Here is a 17,308-nt window from a genome sequence, read left to right on the forward strand (position 1 = left end):
GCACCACACCAGGGCCCTCACGCACGGGTACCGCTTACTTCACGGCGGCCAGCGCGTCGATCAGACCGGCTCCGTAGAAGCCGTTCTTGTTCTTGCCGCCCTCGCAGACGGCGTCGATCTTGCCGTCGCCCTCGATGTCGTACGGGTTGGTGCAGGCGAGGTCGTCGGCCTGCGCGTACAGCAGCGCCTTCAGCGCCGCCGGGCTGGCGTTCGGGTGCGTCGACTTCAGCAGCGCGAGCACACCGGCGGCGTGCGGGGACGCCATCGACGTACCGGCCTTGTAGTTGTAGCCGCCGTCGACCGTGGTCGACAGGATGCGGCCGTTGACCGCCGGGGCGTCCGGGGTCTGGTACTCGGTGCGGTCACCGCCGGGGGCGGCGACGTCGATCACGCCGAGACCGTAGTTGGAGTAGGACGACTTGAGGTTCTTCGCCCCGGTCGCGGAGACCGTCACGACGCCCGGCAGCATCGACGGGTAGTCGAAGCACTCCGTCGGGTCGACGTCACGGGTGACCGCCGTGGTGTCGTTCGGGCTGGTCGTGTCCGTGATCGTGTCGGCCGCCAGGTCGAACTTGGAGTTGCCGGCCGCGGCGACGTTGACCGTGCCCTTCTTCTCCGCGTAGCGGGTGGCACGGGTGACCGCCTCGATGAGGGCCTTCTGGTCCTCGTCGTTCTTGCAGGCGAACATCCACGGGTCGGTGTAGTAGCTGTTGTTCGTGACGTCGACGCCGTGCTCGGCCGCCCACACGAAGCCGCAGACCACGGCCTCGGTGTAGAAGAAGCCGTCGGGGGTCGACACCTTGATGCCGGCGAGCTTCACGCCCGGCGCGACACCGGTGATGCCGATGCCGTTCTTGGCGGCGCCGATGGTGCCCGCGACGTGCGTGCCGTGGTCGGACTCGCCCTTCATCGGACGCCACGAGCCGGGGGTGGTGTCCGGCTTGCCGGACACGCAGTTGGCGGAGGCGGCGGCGTCGAAGTTCGGCGCCAGGTCCGGGTGGGTGTCGTCGACACCCGTGTCGATGATGCCGACGGTGACCTTGCTGCTGCCGAGGGTCTTCGCGTGGGCCTTGTCGGCCTTGATCGCCGGCATGTCCCACTGCAGGGGCTCCAGCGGGTCCTGGCCGTCGGCGGCGGCGGCCGCGGCGGCCTTCGCCTCGGCCGGGGTCAGCGCCTGCGCGCCCTCGTCGACGGAGTCGTCGGACTGGGCGGAGAGCGGGGCGGTGCGGGTCGAGCCGGCCGAGACCACGCCGTCCGCCTGACGGATCGTCTTCGCGAACTCGGGGTTCTGCGAGTGGACGACTATCACGCCTATCTGGTCGTACGAGATGACCACCTCGCCACCGGCGGCGGCGATCGCCTTCCGCACCGAGGCGGCGGTCCAGCGGCCCCCCTCGATGTTGACGACGTACGAGAGCTTCGGGCCGCTGAAAGCGGCCACGGTGGCCGGAGCGTCGCTCAGTTCCGCGGCGGAGGCGGCGCCGGGGGCAAGGAAGCCGAGCGAGGCCGTGAGCGCGAGACCAACCGGCAGAGCGAGAGCTCGGCCGCGCCTCGATCCCAGATGAGCCATGGGTTCTCCACATCATCCGTATGTACTGTCCACGCGCGGGTTTACGTGCGGACAGGTGCATGACGAGTGAAGCTATCGCTGATCTTCCCGAAGCTTCAATGAGTTGAGAAGACTTCATGAAGATCTGTTCAAGAAAATCCGCGACGTGAACCGCTTCGCTTCCGGCTCCGTGCCGTTGGGCAGGGGAGGAGCTCCGTTCGGAGCCCCGCTTCCCGCACCCCTGGTGAGGCCCCCTTGACCCAGCCGTCCGCCCCCGCGTCACGAGGAGATTCCGTGGCTACCGAAGCACCGCCGCCGCCCAGAAACGACACGGAGACCGGCCATGGTCCCGCGTCGCCCACCACGGAGCAGTTCGTCGAGGTGCAGGGGAGCGCGGAGTTCGGCGAACTGCGCCGTACCCACCGCTCCTTCGCCTTCCCCCTCACCCTGGCCTTCATCGCCTGGTACCTGCTGTACGTGCTGCTCTCCAACTACGCGGGCGGCTTCATGGGGACCAAGGTCTTCGGCAACATCAACGTGGCCCTCGTCCTCGGTCTCGGCCAGTTCCTCACCACGTTCCTCATCGCCTGGCTCTACTCGCGGCACGCGGCGAACCGGCTCGACCCCAAGGCCGAGGCCATCAGAACCCGTATGGAGGGCGACGCATGAGCACCCCCGTCCTGCTCGCGGCGGGCAACGCCACCACCGAGCACCGGCCCCTGATCATCGCCCTGTTCGGCGCCTTCGTCGTCGCCACCCTCGTCATCACCGTCTGGGCCGGCCGCCAGACCCGCAGCGCCGCCGACTTCTACGCCGGCGGACGCCAGTTCACCGGCTTCCAGAACGGCCTCGCGATCTCCGGCGACTACATGTCCGCCGCGTCGTTCCTCGGCATCGCCGGCGCGATCGCCCTCTTCGGCTACGACGGCTTCCTGTACTCGATCGGCTTCCTCGTCGCCTGGCTCGTCGCCCTGCTCCTGGTCGCCGAACCCCTGCGCAACTCGGGCCGGTTCACCATGGGCGACGTCCTCGCCTACCGGATGCGCCAGCGTCCCGTCCGCACCGCCGCCGGCACCTCGACGATCGTCGTCTCGATCTTCTACCTGCTCGCCCAGATGGCGGGCGCGGGCGTCCTCGTCTCGCTGCTGCTCGGCATCACCAGCGACGGCGGCAAGATCGCGATCGTCGCCCTGGTCGGCCTCCTGATGATCGTGTACGTGACGATCGGCGGCATGAAGGGCACCACCTGGGTGCAGATGGTCAAGGCGGTCCTGCTCATCGCGGGCACCCTCCTGATCACCTTCCTCATCCTCCTCAAGTTCCACTTCAACATCTCGGATCTGCTCGGCGCCGCCGCCACCAACAGCGGCAAGGGCGACGCCTTCCTGGAGCCCGGCCTCAAGTACGGCGCCACCGCCACCTCCAAGCTGGACTTCCTCTCGCTCGGCATCGCGCTCGTCCTCGGCACGGCCGGCCTGCCGCACATCCTGATCCGCTTCTACACGGTGCCGACCGCCAAGGCCGCCCGTAAGTCCGTCAACTGGGCCATCGGCATCATCGGCGCCTTCTACCTGATGACGATCGTCCTCGGCTTCGGCGCCGCCGCCCTCCTCAAGAACAGCGACATCATCGCCTCCAACAAGGCAGGCAACACCGCCGCCCCGCTCGCGGCCCTGGAGATCGGCGGCGGAGCGGACTCCACCGGCGGATCGATCCTCCTCGCCGTCATCTCCGCCGTCGCCTTCGCGACCATCCTCGCCGTCGTCGCCGGCCTGACCCTGGCCTCCTCCTCGTCCTTCGCGCACGACATCTACGCCAACGTCATCCGGCGCGGGAAGGCCACCGAGAAGGAGGAGGTGAAGGCCGCCCGCTGGGCGACCGTCTTCATCGGCATCGTCTCCATCGCCCTCGGCGCCCTCGCCCGCGACCTCAACGTCGCCGGCCTCGTCGCCCTCGCCTTCGCGGTCGCCGCCTCGGCCAACCTGCCGACGATCCTCTACTCGCTCTTCTGGAAGCGCTTCACCACCCGGGGCGCCCTGTGGTCGATCTACGGCGGCCTGGTCTCCGCCGTCGTCCTCGTGCTGTTCTCGCCGGTCGTCTCCGGCAAGCCCACGTCGATGTTCAAGACGGTCGACTTCTACTGGTTCCCCCTGGAGAACCCCGGTCTCGTCTCCATCCCGCTCGGCTTCCTGCTCGGCTGGCTCGGCTCGATCCTCTCCAAGGAGGAGCCGGACAAGGGCAAGTACGCGGAACTGGAGGTCAAGTCCCTCACCGGAGTCGGAGCGCACTGATCCGTACACGGTCCGCGACCGTCGGACGGCCGCGTCGTAGAGTTCTACGACGCGGCCGCGCCGGTCCTCGTGACAATCGGCCCTGCTCGATGTCCGAACACTCACGTAGGCTCGACACCACACGCATCCGGAAATCGGGGAGGGGGCCCACAGTGCTCATCGACACCTACGGCCGTGTGGCCACTGACCTGCGCGTCTCGCTCACGGACCGGTGCAACCTGCGTTGCACGTACTGCATGCCGGAAGAGGGCCTCCAGTGGCTCGCCAAGCCGGACCTCCTCACCGACGACGAGATCGTCCGGCTGATCCGCATCGCCGTCACCGACCTCGGTGTCACCGAGGTCCGCTTCACCGGCGGCGAACCGCTGCTCCGCCCCGGCCTCGTCGGGATCGTCGAGCGCTGCGCCGCCCTGGAGCCCCGCCCCCGGATGTCCCTCACCACCAACGGCATCGGACTCAAGCGCACCGCCGCCGCCCTCAAGGCGGCCGGCCTCGACCGGGTCAACGTCTCCCTCGACACCCTGCGCCCCGACGTCTTCAAGACCCTCACCCGCCGCGACCGCCACCAGGACGTCCTCGACGGCATGGCCGCCGCACGCGACGCCGGCCTCACCCCGGTCAAGGTCAACGCCGTCCTGATGCCCGGGCTCAACGCCGACGAGGCCCCCGACCTGCTCGCCTGGGCGATCCAGGAGGGGTACGAGCTCCGCTTCATCGAGCAGATGCCCCTGGACGCCCAGCACGGCTGGAAGCGCGACGGCATGATCACCGCCGGGGACATCCTGGAGTCGCTCCGCACCCGCTTCACCCTGACGCCCGAAGGCTCCGAGGAGCGTGGTTCCGCCCCCGCCGAGCGCTGGAAGGTCGACGCCGGACCCCACACGGTCGGTGTCATCGCCTCCGTCACCCGCCCGTTCTGCCGGGCCTGCGACCGGACCCGGCTCACCGCCGACGGCCAGGTGCGCACCTGCCTCTTCGCCACCGAGGAGACCGACCTGCGGGCCGCGCTCCGCTCGGACGCCCCGGACGAGACGATCGCGGAGATCTGGAAGAAGGCCATGTGGGGCAAGAAGGCGGGCTCGGGCCTCGACGACCCGAGCTTCCTCCAGCCCGAGCGCCCGATGTCAGCTATCGGAGGCTGAGTCCCAGTCGCCCAGCGGCACGACGTCCTTCAGGAACCCCCGTACCCCCAGGAACTGGGAGAGGTGCTCGCGGTGCTCCTCGCACGCGAGCCACGTCTTGCGCCGCTCGGGCGTGTGCAGCTTGGGGTTGTTCCACGCGAGGACCCAGACGGCGTCGGCGCGGCACCCCTTGGCGGAACAGATCGGCTTCTCTTCGCTCACTGGACCATTGATCACACGGTCATTGTCCAGCAACAGCGATGCCGGGCAGCCACGGGGGGAGCTGCCCGGCATCGGTCCGTCGCTCCGACGGGGGATGCGGAGCGCGTACGCAGTATGTCACGGCACATGGGGTGCGGTGCACCGGATCGTCATGATTGATCTGAGCTTCTCTTGAGGTTCGGTGCGTCGAGCGCCGGGCGCACCGGAGCCGGGACGAAGGTGGAGGGAAGGGACGGAGCCGTCTCGCGTCCCGCGTTGGCGATCACCACGGCGATGTAGGGGAGCAGGATGCCCAGGCCCAGCGCCACGAAGGCCACGTGCCGCTCGACGTTCCACAGCACCGCCGCGGCGATCACGGAGAGCGTCCGCACCGTCATCGAGATGACATAGCGCCGCTGTCGTCCCCGGACGTCATCGGCGAGCCCCTGTCGGGCCCCCGTGATCCGGAAGACCTCGGTCCCGCCACGCTTCGGCATCGCCGCTCACCACCCACTGGTCGTGCCGGACCCTCCCCGGTCCGGACCTCGCTCCACCGTACGCCCGCCGTCCCGGGTCGACGAGACCGGGGCACGTACGGCGCTGTCCGACATGCGCCGTATGGCCGATGGGCTGAGACTGGGCCCAGATGCGCACTAGGAGGCGACGATGAGTTGGTTGTGGGCGATCATCGTGGGACTCGTCCTCGGTCTGATCGCGAAGGCGATCCTGCCGGGGAAGCAGCAGATCCCGCTGTGGCTGACGACCGTGTTCGGCATTCTCGGCAGCGTGCTCGGCAACGCGGTCGCCACGTGGATCGGGGTCAACGACACCCGGGGCATCGACTGGACCCGGCACCTGCTCCAGCTGATCGGCGCCGTCGCCGTCGTCGGGGTCGGCGACATGCTGTGGACCTCGATCAAGGGCACCAGACAGCGCGCCTGAACGCGGGAAGGGGCCCGGTACGACGCACCGCGCGCGTACCGGGCCCCTTCCCTTGGCCCTACTGGCCGGCGAACTCGATCGCCGCCAGGTTCTTCTTGCCGCGCCGCAGCACCAGCCAGCGGCCGTGCAGCAGGTCGTCCGCCGACACCTCGGCGTCCTCGGCGGTCACCTTCACGTTGTTCACGTAGGCGCCGCCCTCCTTCACCGTGCGCCGCGCCGCCGACTTGCTCGCCACGAGACCGACCTCGGCGAACAGGTCCACGACCTGGCCGAGCTCGGACACGCGCGCGTGCGGCAGCTCCGACAGCGCGGCGGCGAGCGTCGGCCCGTCCAGCTCGGCCAGGTCGCCCTGCCCGAACAGCGCCTTGGAGGCGTTGATGACGGCCGCGCACTGCTCGGCGCCGTGCACCAGCGTCGTCAGCTCCTCCGCCAGCGCCCGCTGGGCGGCACGCGCCTGCGGCCGCTCGGCGGTCTGCGCCTCCAGCTCCTCCAGCTCCTCGCGGGACTTGAAGGACAGGATCCGCATGTACGTCGAGATGTCCCGGTCGTCCACGTTCAGCCAGAACTGGTAGAACGCGTACGGCGTCGTCATCTCCGGGTCCAGCCAGACGGCCCCGCCCTCGGTCTTGCCGAACTTGGTGCCGTCCGCCTTGACCATCAGCGGCGTCGCGAGCGCGTGCGCCTCCGCACCCGGCTCCAGGCGGTGGATCAGGTCGAGGCCGGCCACCAGGTTGCCCCACTGGTCCGAGCCGCCCTGCTGGAGCGTGCAGCCGTAGCGGCGGTACAGCTCCAGGAAGTCCATGCCCTGGAGGAGCTGGTAGCTGAACTCGGTGTAGCTGATGCCCTGTTCGGACTCCAGGCGCCGGGCGACGGAGTCCTTGGTCAGCATCTTGTTGACCCGGAAGTGCTTGCCGATGTCCCGCAGGAACTCGATCGCCGACATCCCGGCGGTCCAGTCCAGGTTGTTCACCATGACCGCCGCGTTCTCCCCCTCGAAGGAGAGGAAGGGCTCGATCTGCGAGCGCAGCCGGTTCACCCAGTTCGCGACCGTCTCGGGGTCGTTCAGGGTGCGCTCGGCCGTCGGCCGCGGGTCACCGATCTGCCCGGTGGCCCCGCCGACCAGCGCCAGCGGCCGGTGCCCGGCCTGCTGGAGCCGGCGGACGGTGAGGACCTGGACCAGGTGACCGACGTGGAGACTGGCCGCGGTCGGGTCGAAGCCGCAATAGAACGTGACGGGACCGTCCGCGAGAGCCTTGCGCAGTGCGTCCTCATCGGTGGACTGGGCGAACAGCCCGCGCCACTTCAGCTCGTCGACGATGTCCGTCACGTCGTCCGTCTCCTCGTGATGATCAGGGGTACAAGTTGTCTCGATCAGTCTATGGGGGTCAGACCCCCTTGCTGACCGAGCTCATGTTGAAGTCCGGCACCCGCAGGGCGGGCATCGCGGCCCGGGTGAACCAGTCGCTCCACTCGCGCGGCAGCGTCTTCTCCGTACGGCCCGCCTCCGTGGCCCGCGACAGCAGGTCCACCGGCGACTCGTTGAACCGGAAGTTGTTCACCTCGCCGACCACCTCGCCGTTCTCGACGAGGTAGACGCCGTCCCGGGTCAGCCCGGTCAGCAGCAGCGTCGCCGGGTCGACCTCGCGGATGTACCAGAGGCAGGTCAGCAGCAGACCGCGCTCCGTCGCGGCGACCATCTCCTCCAGGGAGCGCTCGCCGCCGCCGTCCAGGATCAGGTTCCCCGCTCCCGGCGCCACGGGCAAATGAGTAAGCCCCGCCGTGTGCCGGGTGGTGATCAGGTGCGCCAGGCTGCCGGCCTTCACCCAGTCGACCGGCCCGACGGGCAGACCGTTGTCGAAGACGGAGGAGTCGTCGCCGGAGGAGTGCGCGATCACGAACGGCGAGGACTCCAGACCCGGCTCGTTCGGGTCGCTGCGCAGCGTGAGCGGCAGCGGGGAGAGCGTCTCGCCGAGCCGGGTGCCGCCGCCGGGCTTGGAGAAGACCGTACGGCCCTCCACCGCGTCCCGGGCCGCCGAGGACCACAGCTGGTAGATCATCAGGTCGGCCACGGCGGTCGGCGGCAGCAGCGTCTCGTACCGTCCGGCCGGCAGCTCGATCCGCCGCTCCGCCCAGCCGAGCCGGGTCGCGAGCTCGGCGTCGAGCGCGGCCGGGTCGACGTCCTTGAAGTCCCGGGTCGAGCGCCCGGCCCAGGCGGAGCGCGAGCGGTCGGGGGACTTGGCGTTGAGCTCCAGGGTCCCGTTCGGCTGGTCGTGGCGCAGTCGCAGCCCCGTCGACGTGCCCAGGTAGGTGGAGGTCAGCTCGTGGTTGGCGAAGCCGTACAGCTCACGGCCGCCGGCACGCGCGCGTGCGAAGGCCTCGCCGAGCGCCGGGGCGAAGTCGGTGAAGACGGCGGAGGAGGTCTCCGCCGGGGCGTCCGTGAAGTCGGGCGAGGAGGGCACGCCCTCCACCAGCGGCTGGGCGTCCTCGGCGGGCCCGGCGGCCCGAGCGGCGGCCTCGGCGGCCCGGACCAGGGGCTCCAGGTCGTCGACGGTCACGGCGGACCGCGAGACGACACCGGATGCGGTGCCCTGGGCGCCGTCGACGGTCGCGATCACGGTGAGCGTCCGGCCCCGGGTCACGCCGTTCGTGGTGAGCGCGTTCCCGGCCCAGCGCAGATTGGCCGAGGACTCCTCGTCGGCGATGACGACACACCCGTCGGCACGGGACAGCTCAAGGGCCCGCTCGACGATCTCGTACGGCTTGCTGACGCGGCTCATCGACCGGCCTCCTGCGTCGTGTTCAGACTGTGCCTACCCGGGGGCCGACCCCCGGACCCCCAGCAATTGTCGTGGCGCGGGTTCATCGACCGGCCTCCTGCGTCGTGTTCAGGATGTTGACGCCCCGGAAGAGGGCGGACGGGCAGCCGTGCGAGACGGCGGCGACCTGGCCCGGCTGGGCCTTGCCGCAGTTGAAGGCGCCACCCAGGACGTACGTCTGCGGGCCGCCGACCTGCTCCATCGAGCCCCAGAAGTCCGTCGTCGTCGCCTGGTACGCCACGTCCCGCAGCTGCCCGGCGAGGCGCCCGTTCTCGATGCGGAAGAAGCGCTGGCCCGTGAACTGGAAGTTGTAGCGCTGCATGTCGATCGACCAGGACCGGTCGCCGACGACGTAGACGCCGCGCTCCACGCCCCCGATCAGGTCCTCCGTCGACAGACCGCCCGGGTCCGGCTGGAGCGACACGTTCGCCATCCGCTGCACCGGGACGTGCGCGGGGGAGTCGGCGAAGGCGCAGCCGTTCGACCGGCCGAGGCCCGTGAGCTTCGCGATCCGCCGGTCCAGCTGGTAGCCGACGAGCGTGCCGTCCTTCACCAGGTCCCAGCTCTGCGCCTCGACGCCCTCGTCGTCGAAGCCGACCGTCGCGAGACCGTGCTCGGCGGTCCGGTCACCCGTCACGTTCATGATCGAGGAGCCGTACGCCAGCTTGCCCAGCTGGTCGAAGGTGGCGAACGAGGTGCCCGCGTACGCCGCCTCGTAGCCGAGCGCCCGGTCCAGCTCGGTGGCGTGCCCGATGGACTCGTGGATCGTCAGCCACAGGTTCGACGGGTCCACGACCAGGTCGTACCGGCCGGCCTCCACGCTCGGCGCCCGCATCTTCTCGGCGAGCAGGCCCGGGATCTCGTCGAGCTCCTTGTCCCAGTCCCAGCCGGTCCCCGTCAGGTACTCCCAGCCCCGTCCGACCGGCGGCGCGATCGTCCGCATCGAGTCGAACTCGCCGGTCGTCTCGTCCACGGCGACCGCCGTGAGCTGCGGGTGGAGCCGGACGCGCTGCTGGGTGGTCACGGTGCCGGCCGTGTCCGCGTAGAACTTGTTCTCGTGCACGGTGAGCAGCGAGGCGTCCACGTGCGCCACGCCCTCCGCGCGGAGCAGCCGCGCGCTCCAGTCGGCGAGCAGGGCGCCCTTCTCCTCGGCGGGGACGGAGAAGGGGTCGATCTCGTACGAGGAGACCCAGGTGCGCTCGGAGTGCACCGGCTCGTCCGCCAGCTCCACCCGCTCGTCGGAGCCGGCCGCCGCGATCACCTTCGCCGACAGCTTGGCCATGGCGACCGCCTGCGAGGCGACCCGCGCGGCACCGTCCATCGTCAGGTCGACGCCGGACGCGAAGCCCCAGGCCCCGCCGTGCACCACCCGCACCGCGTAGCCGAGGTCCGTGGTGTCCGAGGAACCGGACGGTTTGGCGTCGCGCAGCCGCCACGAGGCACTGCGCACCCGCTCCAGGCGGAAGTCGGCGTGCTCGGCACCGAGCGCGCGCGCTCGGGCGAGCGCCGCGTCGGCGAGCGCCCGCAACGGCAGCGCGACGAACGAAGGGTCGATCTGATGGACCACGAGCGGCCTCGCTCTCGGCGATCGGAGGACAACGGTCTGAAACTGTCCCGGAAGTCAATCACGGGACGGGTGGCCGAGTCCGCGCATTGGCGTGCGACCCCGGCTCGTACCGCCCCCGAGCTGTAGGGATCCGACAGTGACGCCCGTACGCCACTGTGGGAGGTCGATTCCTCATGTGGAAGGCGATACCGATAGGTTTTCGGCTACCAGACCGCTATCGAAAGGGTGATCCGTTGAGCCGCTCGGTTCTCGTCACCGGAGGAAACCGGGGCATCGGCCTCGCCATCGCCCGCGCGTTCGCCGAGGCCGGCGACAAGGTCGCGATCACGTACCGCTCCGGCGAGCCCCCGGCCGCCCTGGTCGAGCTCGGCTGCCTCCCCGTCAAGTGCGACATCACCGACGCGGAGCAGGTGGAGACGGCCTACAAGGAGATCGAGGAGAAGCACGGCCCGGTCGAGGTCCTCGTGGCCAACGCCGGCGTGACGAAGGACCAGCTCCTCATGCGCATGACGGAGGAGGACTTCACGTCCGTCCTCGACACCAACCTCACCGGCACCTTCCGGGTCGTCAAGCGCGCCAACCGCGGGATGCTGCGCGCCAAGAAGGGCCGCGTCGTCCTGATCTCCTCGGTCGTCGGTCTGCTGGGCTCCGCGGGCCAGGCCAACTACGCCGCCTCCAAGGCCGGCCTCGTCGGCTTCGCCCGCTCCCTCGCGCGTGAGCTCGGCTCGCGCAACATCACCTTCAACGTCGTCGCTCCCGGCTTCGTCGACACCGACATGACCGCGGTGCTCACCGACGACCAGCGCGCGGGCATCGTGTCCCAGGTGCCGCTGGGCCGTTACGCGCAGCCGGAGGAGATCGCCGCCGCGGTGAAGTTCCTCGCCTCCGACGACGCCTCGTACATCACTGGAGCCGTCATCCCGGTTGACGGCGGATTGGGCATGGGTCACTGATCACCATGAGCGGAATTCTCGAGGGCAAGCGCATCCTCATCACCGGTGTGCTGATGGAGTCCTCCATCGCCTTCCACGCCGCCAAGCTGGCCCAGGAGCAGGGTGCGGAGATCATCCTCACCGCCTGGCCGCGGCCGACGCTGACCGAGCGCATCGCCAAGAAGCTCCCCAAGCCCGAGAACGTCAAGGTCCTGGAGCTCGACGTCTCGAACGACGAGCACCTCGCCCGTCTGGAGGGCCAGGTCCGCGAGCAGCTGGGCGACCGCCTCGACGGCATCGTGCACTCCATCGGCTTCGCGCCGCAGGACGCGCTCGGCGGCAACTTCCTGAACACGCCGTTCGAGTCCGTGGCCACCGCCATGCACGTCTCCGCCTTCTCGCTGAAGTCGCTGACCATGGCGCTGCTGCCGCTGATGTCCGAGGGCGGCTCGGTCGTCGGCCTCACCTTCGACGCGCAGTACGCCTGGCCGCAGTACGACTGGATGGGCCCGGCCAAGGCCGCCCTGGAGGCCACCAGCCGCTACATGGCGCGTGACCTCGGCAAGCAGAAGATCCGCTGCAACCTGATCTCGGCGGGCCCGCTCGGCTCCATGGCCGCGAAGTCCATCCCGGGCTTCGACGGCCTGGCCTCGGTGTGGGACACCCGTTCCCCGCTGACCTGGGACCTCGCGGACCCGGAGCCGGCCGGCCGCGGCATCGTCGCGCTGCTCTCGGACTGGTTCCCGATGACCACGGGCGAGATCATCCACGTGGACGGCGGTCTGCACGCCATCGGCGCGTAACCGCAGCACAGCAGGTAGAGGGCCGTGTGTCCGCCCGGGTGGCGGACACACGGCCCTCGCCGTTCCGCAAGTCCTGCACGACTCGAAAAGTAGCCCGAACGACCCCAGACTGGGGCAGAGCGTGATGTTCTGCTGCTGACGGGGAGGAGGTGCGGGCATGCGCGCGATACGTCACGGCTTCGGGGCGATCGCCTCCGTCGCCGTCCTGATCACCGGGACGGCCGTGGCCACCGAGATGCGGGCCGCTCCCGCCCCGTCCGACGGGCTTCCCGCCACCGCCCCGGCGACCGGGGAGCCGGAGGACTTCGGAGCCTCCTGCCGCACCGTCGTCGAGGGCTCCCACGTCACCGCGCACTGCAGCAACCCGTACCCCCGCACCGACCGCGTCCGCCTCCACGTCGAGTGCGACCGCTGGTGGGACGTCGACAGCGACAGCGCCCCCGTGGAGGTCGACCCCGCCGACTACGCCCAGGTCACCGGGCGCTGCTGGAAGGAGGTCCGGTCCGCCTGGATCACCCACGAGCCCGCGGATCCGGCTCCTGTCACCGGTCCGCTTCCCGGTCCGCTTCCCGGTCCTCTTCCGGTACGGAGCTCCTGAGGCACATGAAGGGGTAGCCGGCCGCCTCCGCGCCGGCCCGCTCGGCATCGCCCGCGCGGATCGCGTCCACCAGGCGCGCGTGGTCCATGTGGTTCTCCGGCCGCAGCACCTGCCCCACGTCGTCGCGCAGCCACTCCCGCAGCAGATCGCCCAGGTCCGCGTAGAGCTCCGTCAGCACCTCGTTGCCCGAGGCGGCGACGACCGCGTGGTGGAAGGTCGCGTCGACCGACACGAACCGCTCCGCGTCCCCGGACTCCCACGCCTCCTCGCGTCGTGCGAGCAGGGCGTCCAGCTGCTTCAGGTCCCGCTCCGTGCGCCGCCCGGCCGCGAACCGCGCCGCCGCGGACTCCAGGGTGGAGCGCAGCTCGGCGACGTGCCGGGGGTCGGAGCCGGCGAAGCGCCGGTGCATGACGCCCGCCAGCTCGCTGGTGGCGGCGACGTACGTCCCCGAGCCCTGGCGGATGTCGAGCAGGCCGTTGTGCGCGAGCGCGCGGACCGCCTCGCGCACCGTGTTGCGGGCCACGCCCAGCTGCTCGACCAGCTCGGGTTCGGTCGGGATGCGTGACCCCACCGGCCACTCGCCGGAGGTGATCTGGTTCCGCAGCTCGGCGATCACCTGATCGGAGAGACCGGTGCGCCGGGGGTGACCGAGGGCCATGGAGCGCCTTCCCGTTCGTTCAAGATTGGACAACCAATCATCCCATGATTCTATGATGACCTCATGCCTGACGAGCCGAAGACCCTCGACCCCGCCGCAGCACCGGCGGACACCACCGCACGACCCGCCTCCGCGCGCGCGGCCGGAGCGCCCGCCACCGCCGGCGATTCTCCCGCACCGGGCCCGGCACGCCGCCGGCTCCTCGGCCTCGTCGCCGTCGGCCTCGTCCTGGCCGCGCTCAACCTGCGACCCGCCATCACGAGCCTCGGCGCCCTCCTGGAGGAGGTCAGCGCGGACCTCCACATGAGCGGCAGCGTCGCCGGCGTCCTCACCTCCGTGCCCCCGCTCTGCTTCGCGGTCTTCGGCATCACGGCCCCCCGCCTCGCCCGCCGCTTCGGCCCCGCCGCGGTCGTCTGCGCCGGCATGGCCGCGATCTTCACCGGCCTGATCCTGAGGCCCTTCGCGACCGGCACCCCCGCCTTCCTCGCCGCCAGCGCGCTCGCCCTCATGGGCATCGCCGTCAGCAACGTCCTGATGCCCGTCATCGTCAAGCGGTACTTCCCCGACCGCGTCGGCAGCATGACCGGCCTCTACTCCATGGCGCTCGCCCTCGGCACCTCCATCGCCGCGGCCGCGACCGTGCCCATGACCGACGCCCTCGGCGGCGACTGGCGCCTCGGCCTCGGCGTCTGGGCGGCCCTCGCCGCCCTCGCCGTCCTGCCCTGGCTCCCGCTCCTGCGCGACCGAGCCGCGGACGCGGTACTTCCCGCAGCCCCCGCGGCGGCACCGCAGGCAGCCGCGCCCCGCATCACCCGCAGCCGCACCGCCTGGGCGCTCGGCGTCTTCTTCGGCCTCCAGGCCACCGGCGCCTACATCACCATGGGCTGGATGCCGCAGATCTTCCGGGACGCCGGCGTCCCCGCCACCACCGCGGGCGTGCTCCTCGCCGTCACCATGGTCATGGGCGTTCCGCTCGCCTTCGTCATCCCCCGCCTCGCGACCCGGATGAAGAACCAGGGTCCGATCGTCGTCGCGCTCGGCCTGTGCGGACTCACCGGCTACACCGGACTCTTCCTCGCCCCCGCCTCCGGAGCCTGGGTCTGGGCCGTGCTCCTCGGCGTCTCCAACTGCTCCTTCCCGCTCGCCCTCACGATGATCGGCATGCGCTCGCGGACCGGCGCCGGAGTCGTCCGGCTCTCCGCCTTCGCGCAGAGCGTCGGCTACCTCATCTCGATCCCCGGCCCCCTCCTCGTCGGCGTGCTCTACCAGCACAGCGGCGGCTGGGCACTGCCCATCGCGCTGATGGGCGGGCTCATGGTGCCGCAGATGATCGTCGGAAGCCTCGCGGGGAGGGACCGGACGGTCGAGGACGAATGCTGAGATGCGAGACTGTTCGCATGCCAGTCCTCGAACCCAATCCCCAGAACGGCCAGAAGAAGCTGCTCTTCGTGCTCGGCGCGATGCTCGGCATCACGGTCGTCATCGCCGTCATCGCCTCCTTCGCCTCGCCGTGAGTCTTCCGGGATCCTCCCGGTGAGGTGGGGGTAGCCCCCGCATCCCCTAGGGGGCGGGTCTCAGGGTGAAGTGGGTGGATCACCGGATGGGCCGGGGGACGCGCGCTCCGTACGTTGGTGACGACGGCGAAAGCGCGGAACTCACCCACGGAGGCGGCCATGTCGGCCCCCACGCACCCCGGCATCCGGACCACGGCCACCGGAGTCGACACCCGGCTGCCCTGGTGGGCCCTCGCCCTCCCCGCAGCCGCCTTCCTCGCCCTCCTGGTCCTGATGAGCGGGTCGGGCGGGGCCGAGGCGACCTCGGGTGAAGGGGCGGTCGGCCAGGTCCTGGAGCACGTCTGGCAAACGCTCTCTCTCTGAGTCGCGGTGGCCTGTTTCGTGCGAAGCTGTGGACCATGAGCGTCGACACACCCCGCAGGATCGTGCTGCTCCGGCACGCGAAGGCAGACTGGCCCGAGACCTCCGACCACGAACGACCGCTCGCCGACCGCGGCCGCAAGGACGCCCCGGTGGCCGGCCGCCGGCTCGCCGACAGCGGCATCGCCTTCGACCTGGCCCTCTGCTCGACCGCCGCCCGCACCCGCGAGACGTGGAAGCTGGCCGCCCATGAGTTCGCGCACCGCCCGAAGACCGTGTACGAGGAGCGGATGTACGAGGCCTCCCTCGGCGAGCTCATCGCCCTGGTCAACGAGACCCCGGACACCGTCGAGAACCTGCTGCTCATCGGCCACAACCCGGGGATGCACGCCCTCGCCGACGCTCTGGCGGGCGAGTCCGAGGGCGACGTGCTGCCCCGGATGAACCGCAGCGGCTTCCCGACCGCCGCCTTCGCCGTCGTCTCCTTCAACGGCACCTGGAAGTCCGTGGAGCACGGCGTCGGCAAGCTCGTCGACTTCTGGACCCCGCACGCCTGATCCCGCAGGCTCGATCCCGTACGTGTGACTCCGTACGCGGAAGGGCCCGGGCGTCGACCGACACCCGGGCCCTTCTCCGTCGTCACCCCGCTCAGTGCGGCAGGTCGTCCTCGCCGAAGTCCGCCGCCTCGACCTCTTCGCGCGTGATGCCGAGCAGGTACAGCACGGTGTCCAGGAACGGCACGTTCACCGCCGTGTGGGCCGCCTGACGCACCACCGGCTTCGCGTTGAACGCCACCCCGAGCCCGGCCGCGTTGAGCATGTCCAGGTCGTTGGCCCCGTCGCCGATCGCCACGGTCTGCGCCAGCGGCACCCCCGCCTCCGTGGCGAACCGGCGCAGCAGCCGCGCCTTGCCCGCCCGGTCGACGATCTCGCCGGTGACCCGGCCGGTGAGCTTCCCGTCCACGATCTCCAGCGTGTTGGCGGAGGCGAAGTCGAGGCCCAGACGCTCCTTCAGATCGTCGGTGACCTGCGTGAACCCGCCGGACACGACGCCCACCTGGTAGCCGAGCCGCTTGAGCGTACGGATCAGGGTGCGGGCGCCGGGAGTCAGCCGCACCTCGGCGCGGACCTTGTCGACCACGGAGGCGTCGAGACCCGCGAGCAGCTCCACGCGCGCGTGCAGCGACTGCTCGAAGTCCAGCTCGCCGCGCATCGCCGCCGCCGTCACCTCGGCGACCTTGTCCTCGCAGCCCGCGTGCGCGGCGAAGAGCTCGATCACCTCGTCCTGGATCAGCGTCGAGTCGACGTCCATGACCACGAGCCGCTGGGCCCGCCGGTGCAGACCGGCGGAGACGACGGCCACGTCGACGCCGATGCCGTGCGCCTCGGTGGCGAGCGCGGTCCGCAAGGGCTCGGTCTCGCAGCCGGAGACGGCGAACTCGACCGCCGTCACCGGGTACTTCGCGAGGCGGAAGATACGGTCGATGTTGCCGCCGGTCTCCGCGATCCTGGCCGCTATGGCCGCCGTCTGCTCCGCGGTCAGCGGGTGGCCGAGCACCGTCACGTGCGAGCGTCCCTCGCCACGCGGTCGGTTGTCACCGGTGCCGGAGATGATCTCGGCCTGGAGCTTCAGGGACTCGGCCCAGCTGTGCACGGTGGCCCTGAGTTCGCCCGCCGAGGCGACGGTGGGCTCGGTGACGAGCGCGCACAGGACGAGGCGGCCGCGGGAGACCACCTGCTCGATGTCCACGACGTCGACGGAGTAGGCGGCGAGGGTGTCGAAGAGTCCCGCGGTGATCCCGGGACGGTCCTTCCCGAAGATCTTGACGAGAAGGGTGGGAACGTCTGAGGTCTGCGATGCGCTCATGGTGGTTCCACCGTATCGGGCACCGTGTGCCACCCGACTGCCCGTCCCGCCCTGCGGACACCCGAGTGGTCGAGGAGTTGCTCCCGAAGG

At 70.5% G+C, this 17,308-nt stretch carries 19 protein-coding genes; 11 read left to right on the forward strand and 8 right to left on the reverse strand.

The features are described 5' to 3' along the window. Positions 1 to 34: 34 nt before the first annotated feature. Entirely contained in the window at positions 35 to 1,570 is a 1,536-nt protein-coding gene (locus GGE06_RS05885; protein ID WP_116161699.1) for a S8 family peptidase, read from the reverse strand. Positions 1,571 to 1,843: 273 nt separating this feature from the next. Between GGE06_RS05885 and GGE06_RS05890 the strand changes: the two genes are divergently transcribed. The 3 genes from GGE06_RS05890 (at position 1,844) to moaA (ending at position 4,982) form a co-directional block, all read left to right on the forward strand. Continuing rightward, on the forward strand, positions 1,844 to 2,218 hold the full coding sequence (locus tag GGE06_RS05890; RefSeq protein WP_116161700.1) for a DUF485 domain-containing protein: 375 nt from the start codon (positions 1,844 to 1,846) through the stop codon (positions 2,216 to 2,218). Then, positions 2,215 to 3,840 carry a monocarboxylic acid transporter gene (locus GGE06_RS05895; protein ID WP_116161701.1) on the forward strand — a complete coding sequence of 542 codons (1,626 nt, stop codon included), beginning with the start codon at positions 2,215 to 2,217 and terminating at the stop codon, positions 3,838 to 3,840. Before GGE06_RS05890 ends, GGE06_RS05895 begins: the two co-directional genes overlap by 4 nt. 152 nt (positions 3,841 to 3,992) lie before the next feature. After that, positions 3,993 to 4,982, forward strand: a complete 990-nt coding sequence (moaA, locus tag GGE06_RS05900) for a GTP 3',8-cyclase MoaA (RefSeq protein ID WP_220378547.1) — start codon at positions 3,993 to 3,995, stop codon at positions 4,980 to 4,982. Here moaA and GGE06_RS05905 read toward each other — a convergent pair. Together GGE06_RS05905 and GGE06_RS05910 are read right to left on the reverse strand one after the other, a co-directional pair. Further along, positions 4,965 to 5,183, reverse strand: a complete 219-nt coding sequence (locus GGE06_RS05905; RefSeq protein ID WP_116161702.1) for a hypothetical protein — start codon at positions 5,181 to 5,183, stop codon at positions 4,965 to 4,967. The two genes, moaA and GGE06_RS05905, sit on opposite strands and share 18 nt — an antisense overlap. A gap of 149 nt (positions 5,184 to 5,332) precedes the next feature. Then, positions 5,333 to 5,659, reverse strand: coding sequence for a DUF3099 domain-containing protein (locus GGE06_RS05910; RefSeq protein WP_116161703.1), 327 nt, complete (start codon positions 5,657 to 5,659; stop codon positions 5,333 to 5,335). 169 nt (positions 5,660 to 5,828) lie between these two features. Between GGE06_RS05910 and GGE06_RS05915 the strand changes: the two genes are divergently transcribed. Beyond that, on the forward strand, positions 5,829 to 6,104 hold the full coding sequence (locus GGE06_RS05915) for a GlsB/YeaQ/YmgE family stress response membrane protein (protein WP_116161704.1): 276 nt from the start codon (positions 5,829 to 5,831) through the stop codon (positions 6,102 to 6,104). A 58-nt stretch (positions 6,105 to 6,162) separates the two neighbouring features. On the opposite strand, the gene tyrS is transcribed toward GGE06_RS05915, so the two are convergent. From tyrS to GGE06_RS05930, 3 genes are all read right to left on the reverse strand, one after another. Then, positions 6,163 to 7,431 (reverse strand): tyrosine--tRNA ligase, encoded by a 1,269-nt coding sequence (gene tyrS, locus GGE06_RS05920; protein ID WP_184930146.1) that lies wholly within the window; start codon positions 7,429 to 7,431, stop codon positions 6,163 to 6,165. A gap of 58 nt (positions 7,432 to 7,489) precedes the next feature. Then, on the reverse strand, positions 7,490 to 8,881 hold the full coding sequence (locus tag GGE06_RS05925; RefSeq protein WP_116161706.1) for a metallopeptidase TldD-related protein: 1,392 nt from the start codon (positions 8,879 to 8,881) through the stop codon (positions 7,490 to 7,492). An 82-nt stretch (positions 8,882 to 8,963) separates the two neighbouring features. Further along, on the reverse strand, positions 8,964 to 10,487 hold the full coding sequence (locus tag GGE06_RS05930; RefSeq protein WP_184930147.1) for a TldD/PmbA family protein: 1,524 nt from the start codon (positions 10,485 to 10,487) through the stop codon (positions 8,964 to 8,966). Positions 10,488 to 10,720: 233 nt separating this feature from the next. Between GGE06_RS05930 and fabG the strand changes: the two genes are divergently transcribed. The 3 genes from fabG (at position 10,721) to GGE06_RS05945 (ending at position 12,820) form a co-directional block, all read left to right on the forward strand. Beyond that, positions 10,721 to 11,440: a 3-oxoacyl-[acyl-carrier-protein] reductase gene (gene fabG, locus GGE06_RS05935; RefSeq protein ID WP_116161708.1), complete on the forward strand. Its 720-nt coding sequence runs from the start codon at positions 10,721 to 10,723 to the stop codon at positions 11,438 to 11,440. Between the two features lie 5 nt (positions 11,441 to 11,445). Continuing rightward, positions 11,446 to 12,222 (forward strand): enoyl-ACP reductase FabI, encoded by a 777-nt coding sequence (gene fabI / locus GGE06_RS05940; RefSeq protein ID WP_116161709.1) that lies wholly within the window; start codon positions 11,446 to 11,448, stop codon positions 12,220 to 12,222. Positions 12,223 to 12,379: 157 nt separating this feature from the next. Then, complete coding sequence (locus GGE06_RS05945; RefSeq protein ID WP_116161710.1) at positions 12,380 to 12,820, forward strand: hypothetical protein; 441 nt, start codon at positions 12,380 to 12,382, stop codon at positions 12,818 to 12,820. On the opposite strand, the gene GGE06_RS05950 is transcribed toward GGE06_RS05945, so the two are convergent. Beyond that, positions 12,765 to 13,478: a FadR/GntR family transcriptional regulator gene (locus tag GGE06_RS05950; protein ID WP_116161711.1), complete on the reverse strand. Its 714-nt coding sequence runs from the start codon at positions 13,476 to 13,478 to the stop codon at positions 12,765 to 12,767. The two genes, GGE06_RS05945 and GGE06_RS05950, sit on opposite strands and share 56 nt — an antisense overlap. Before the next feature lie 63 nt (positions 13,479 to 13,541). On the opposite strand from GGE06_RS05950, the gene GGE06_RS05955 reads away from it, so the two are divergent. The 4 genes from GGE06_RS05955 to GGE06_RS05965 all read left to right on the forward strand — a co-directional run bounded on the left by GGE06_RS05955 (position 13,542) and on the right by GGE06_RS05965 (position 15,909). Further along, positions 13,542 to 14,858, forward strand: a complete 1,317-nt coding sequence (locus tag GGE06_RS05955; protein ID WP_116161712.1) for a CynX/NimT family MFS transporter — start codon at positions 13,542 to 13,544, stop codon at positions 14,856 to 14,858. A 17-nt stretch (positions 14,859 to 14,875) separates the two neighbouring features. Beyond that, the gene (locus tag GGE06_RS43350; protein WP_281402291.1) at positions 14,876 to 14,992 is read left to right on the forward strand and encodes an SGM_5486 family transporter-associated protein; all 117 of its coding nucleotides are present in this window, start codon (positions 14,876 to 14,878) and stop codon (positions 14,990 to 14,992) included. A 159-nt stretch (positions 14,993 to 15,151) separates the two neighbouring features. After that, complete coding sequence (locus tag GGE06_RS05960; protein ID WP_116161713.1) at positions 15,152 to 15,355, forward strand: hypothetical protein; 204 nt, start codon at positions 15,152 to 15,154, stop codon at positions 15,353 to 15,355. Between the two features lie 35 nt (positions 15,356 to 15,390). Then, on the forward strand, positions 15,391 to 15,909 hold the full coding sequence (locus tag GGE06_RS05965; protein WP_116161714.1) for a SixA phosphatase family protein: 519 nt from the start codon (positions 15,391 to 15,393) through the stop codon (positions 15,907 to 15,909). A 91-nt stretch (positions 15,910 to 16,000) separates the two neighbouring features. Here the strand turns inward: GGE06_RS05965 and serB are convergent, their stop codons facing one another. Continuing rightward, positions 16,001 to 17,218: a phosphoserine phosphatase SerB gene (gene serB / locus GGE06_RS05970; protein WP_116161715.1), complete on the reverse strand. Its 1,218-nt coding sequence runs from the start codon at positions 17,216 to 17,218 to the stop codon at positions 16,001 to 16,003. Positions 17,219 to 17,308: the final 90 nt, after the last annotated feature.

It is taken from the genome of Streptomyces nymphaeiformis, from assembly GCF_014203895.1.
Classification (GTDB): Bacteria; Actinomycetota; Actinomycetes; order Streptomycetales; family Streptomycetaceae; genus Streptomyces; species Streptomyces nymphaeiformis.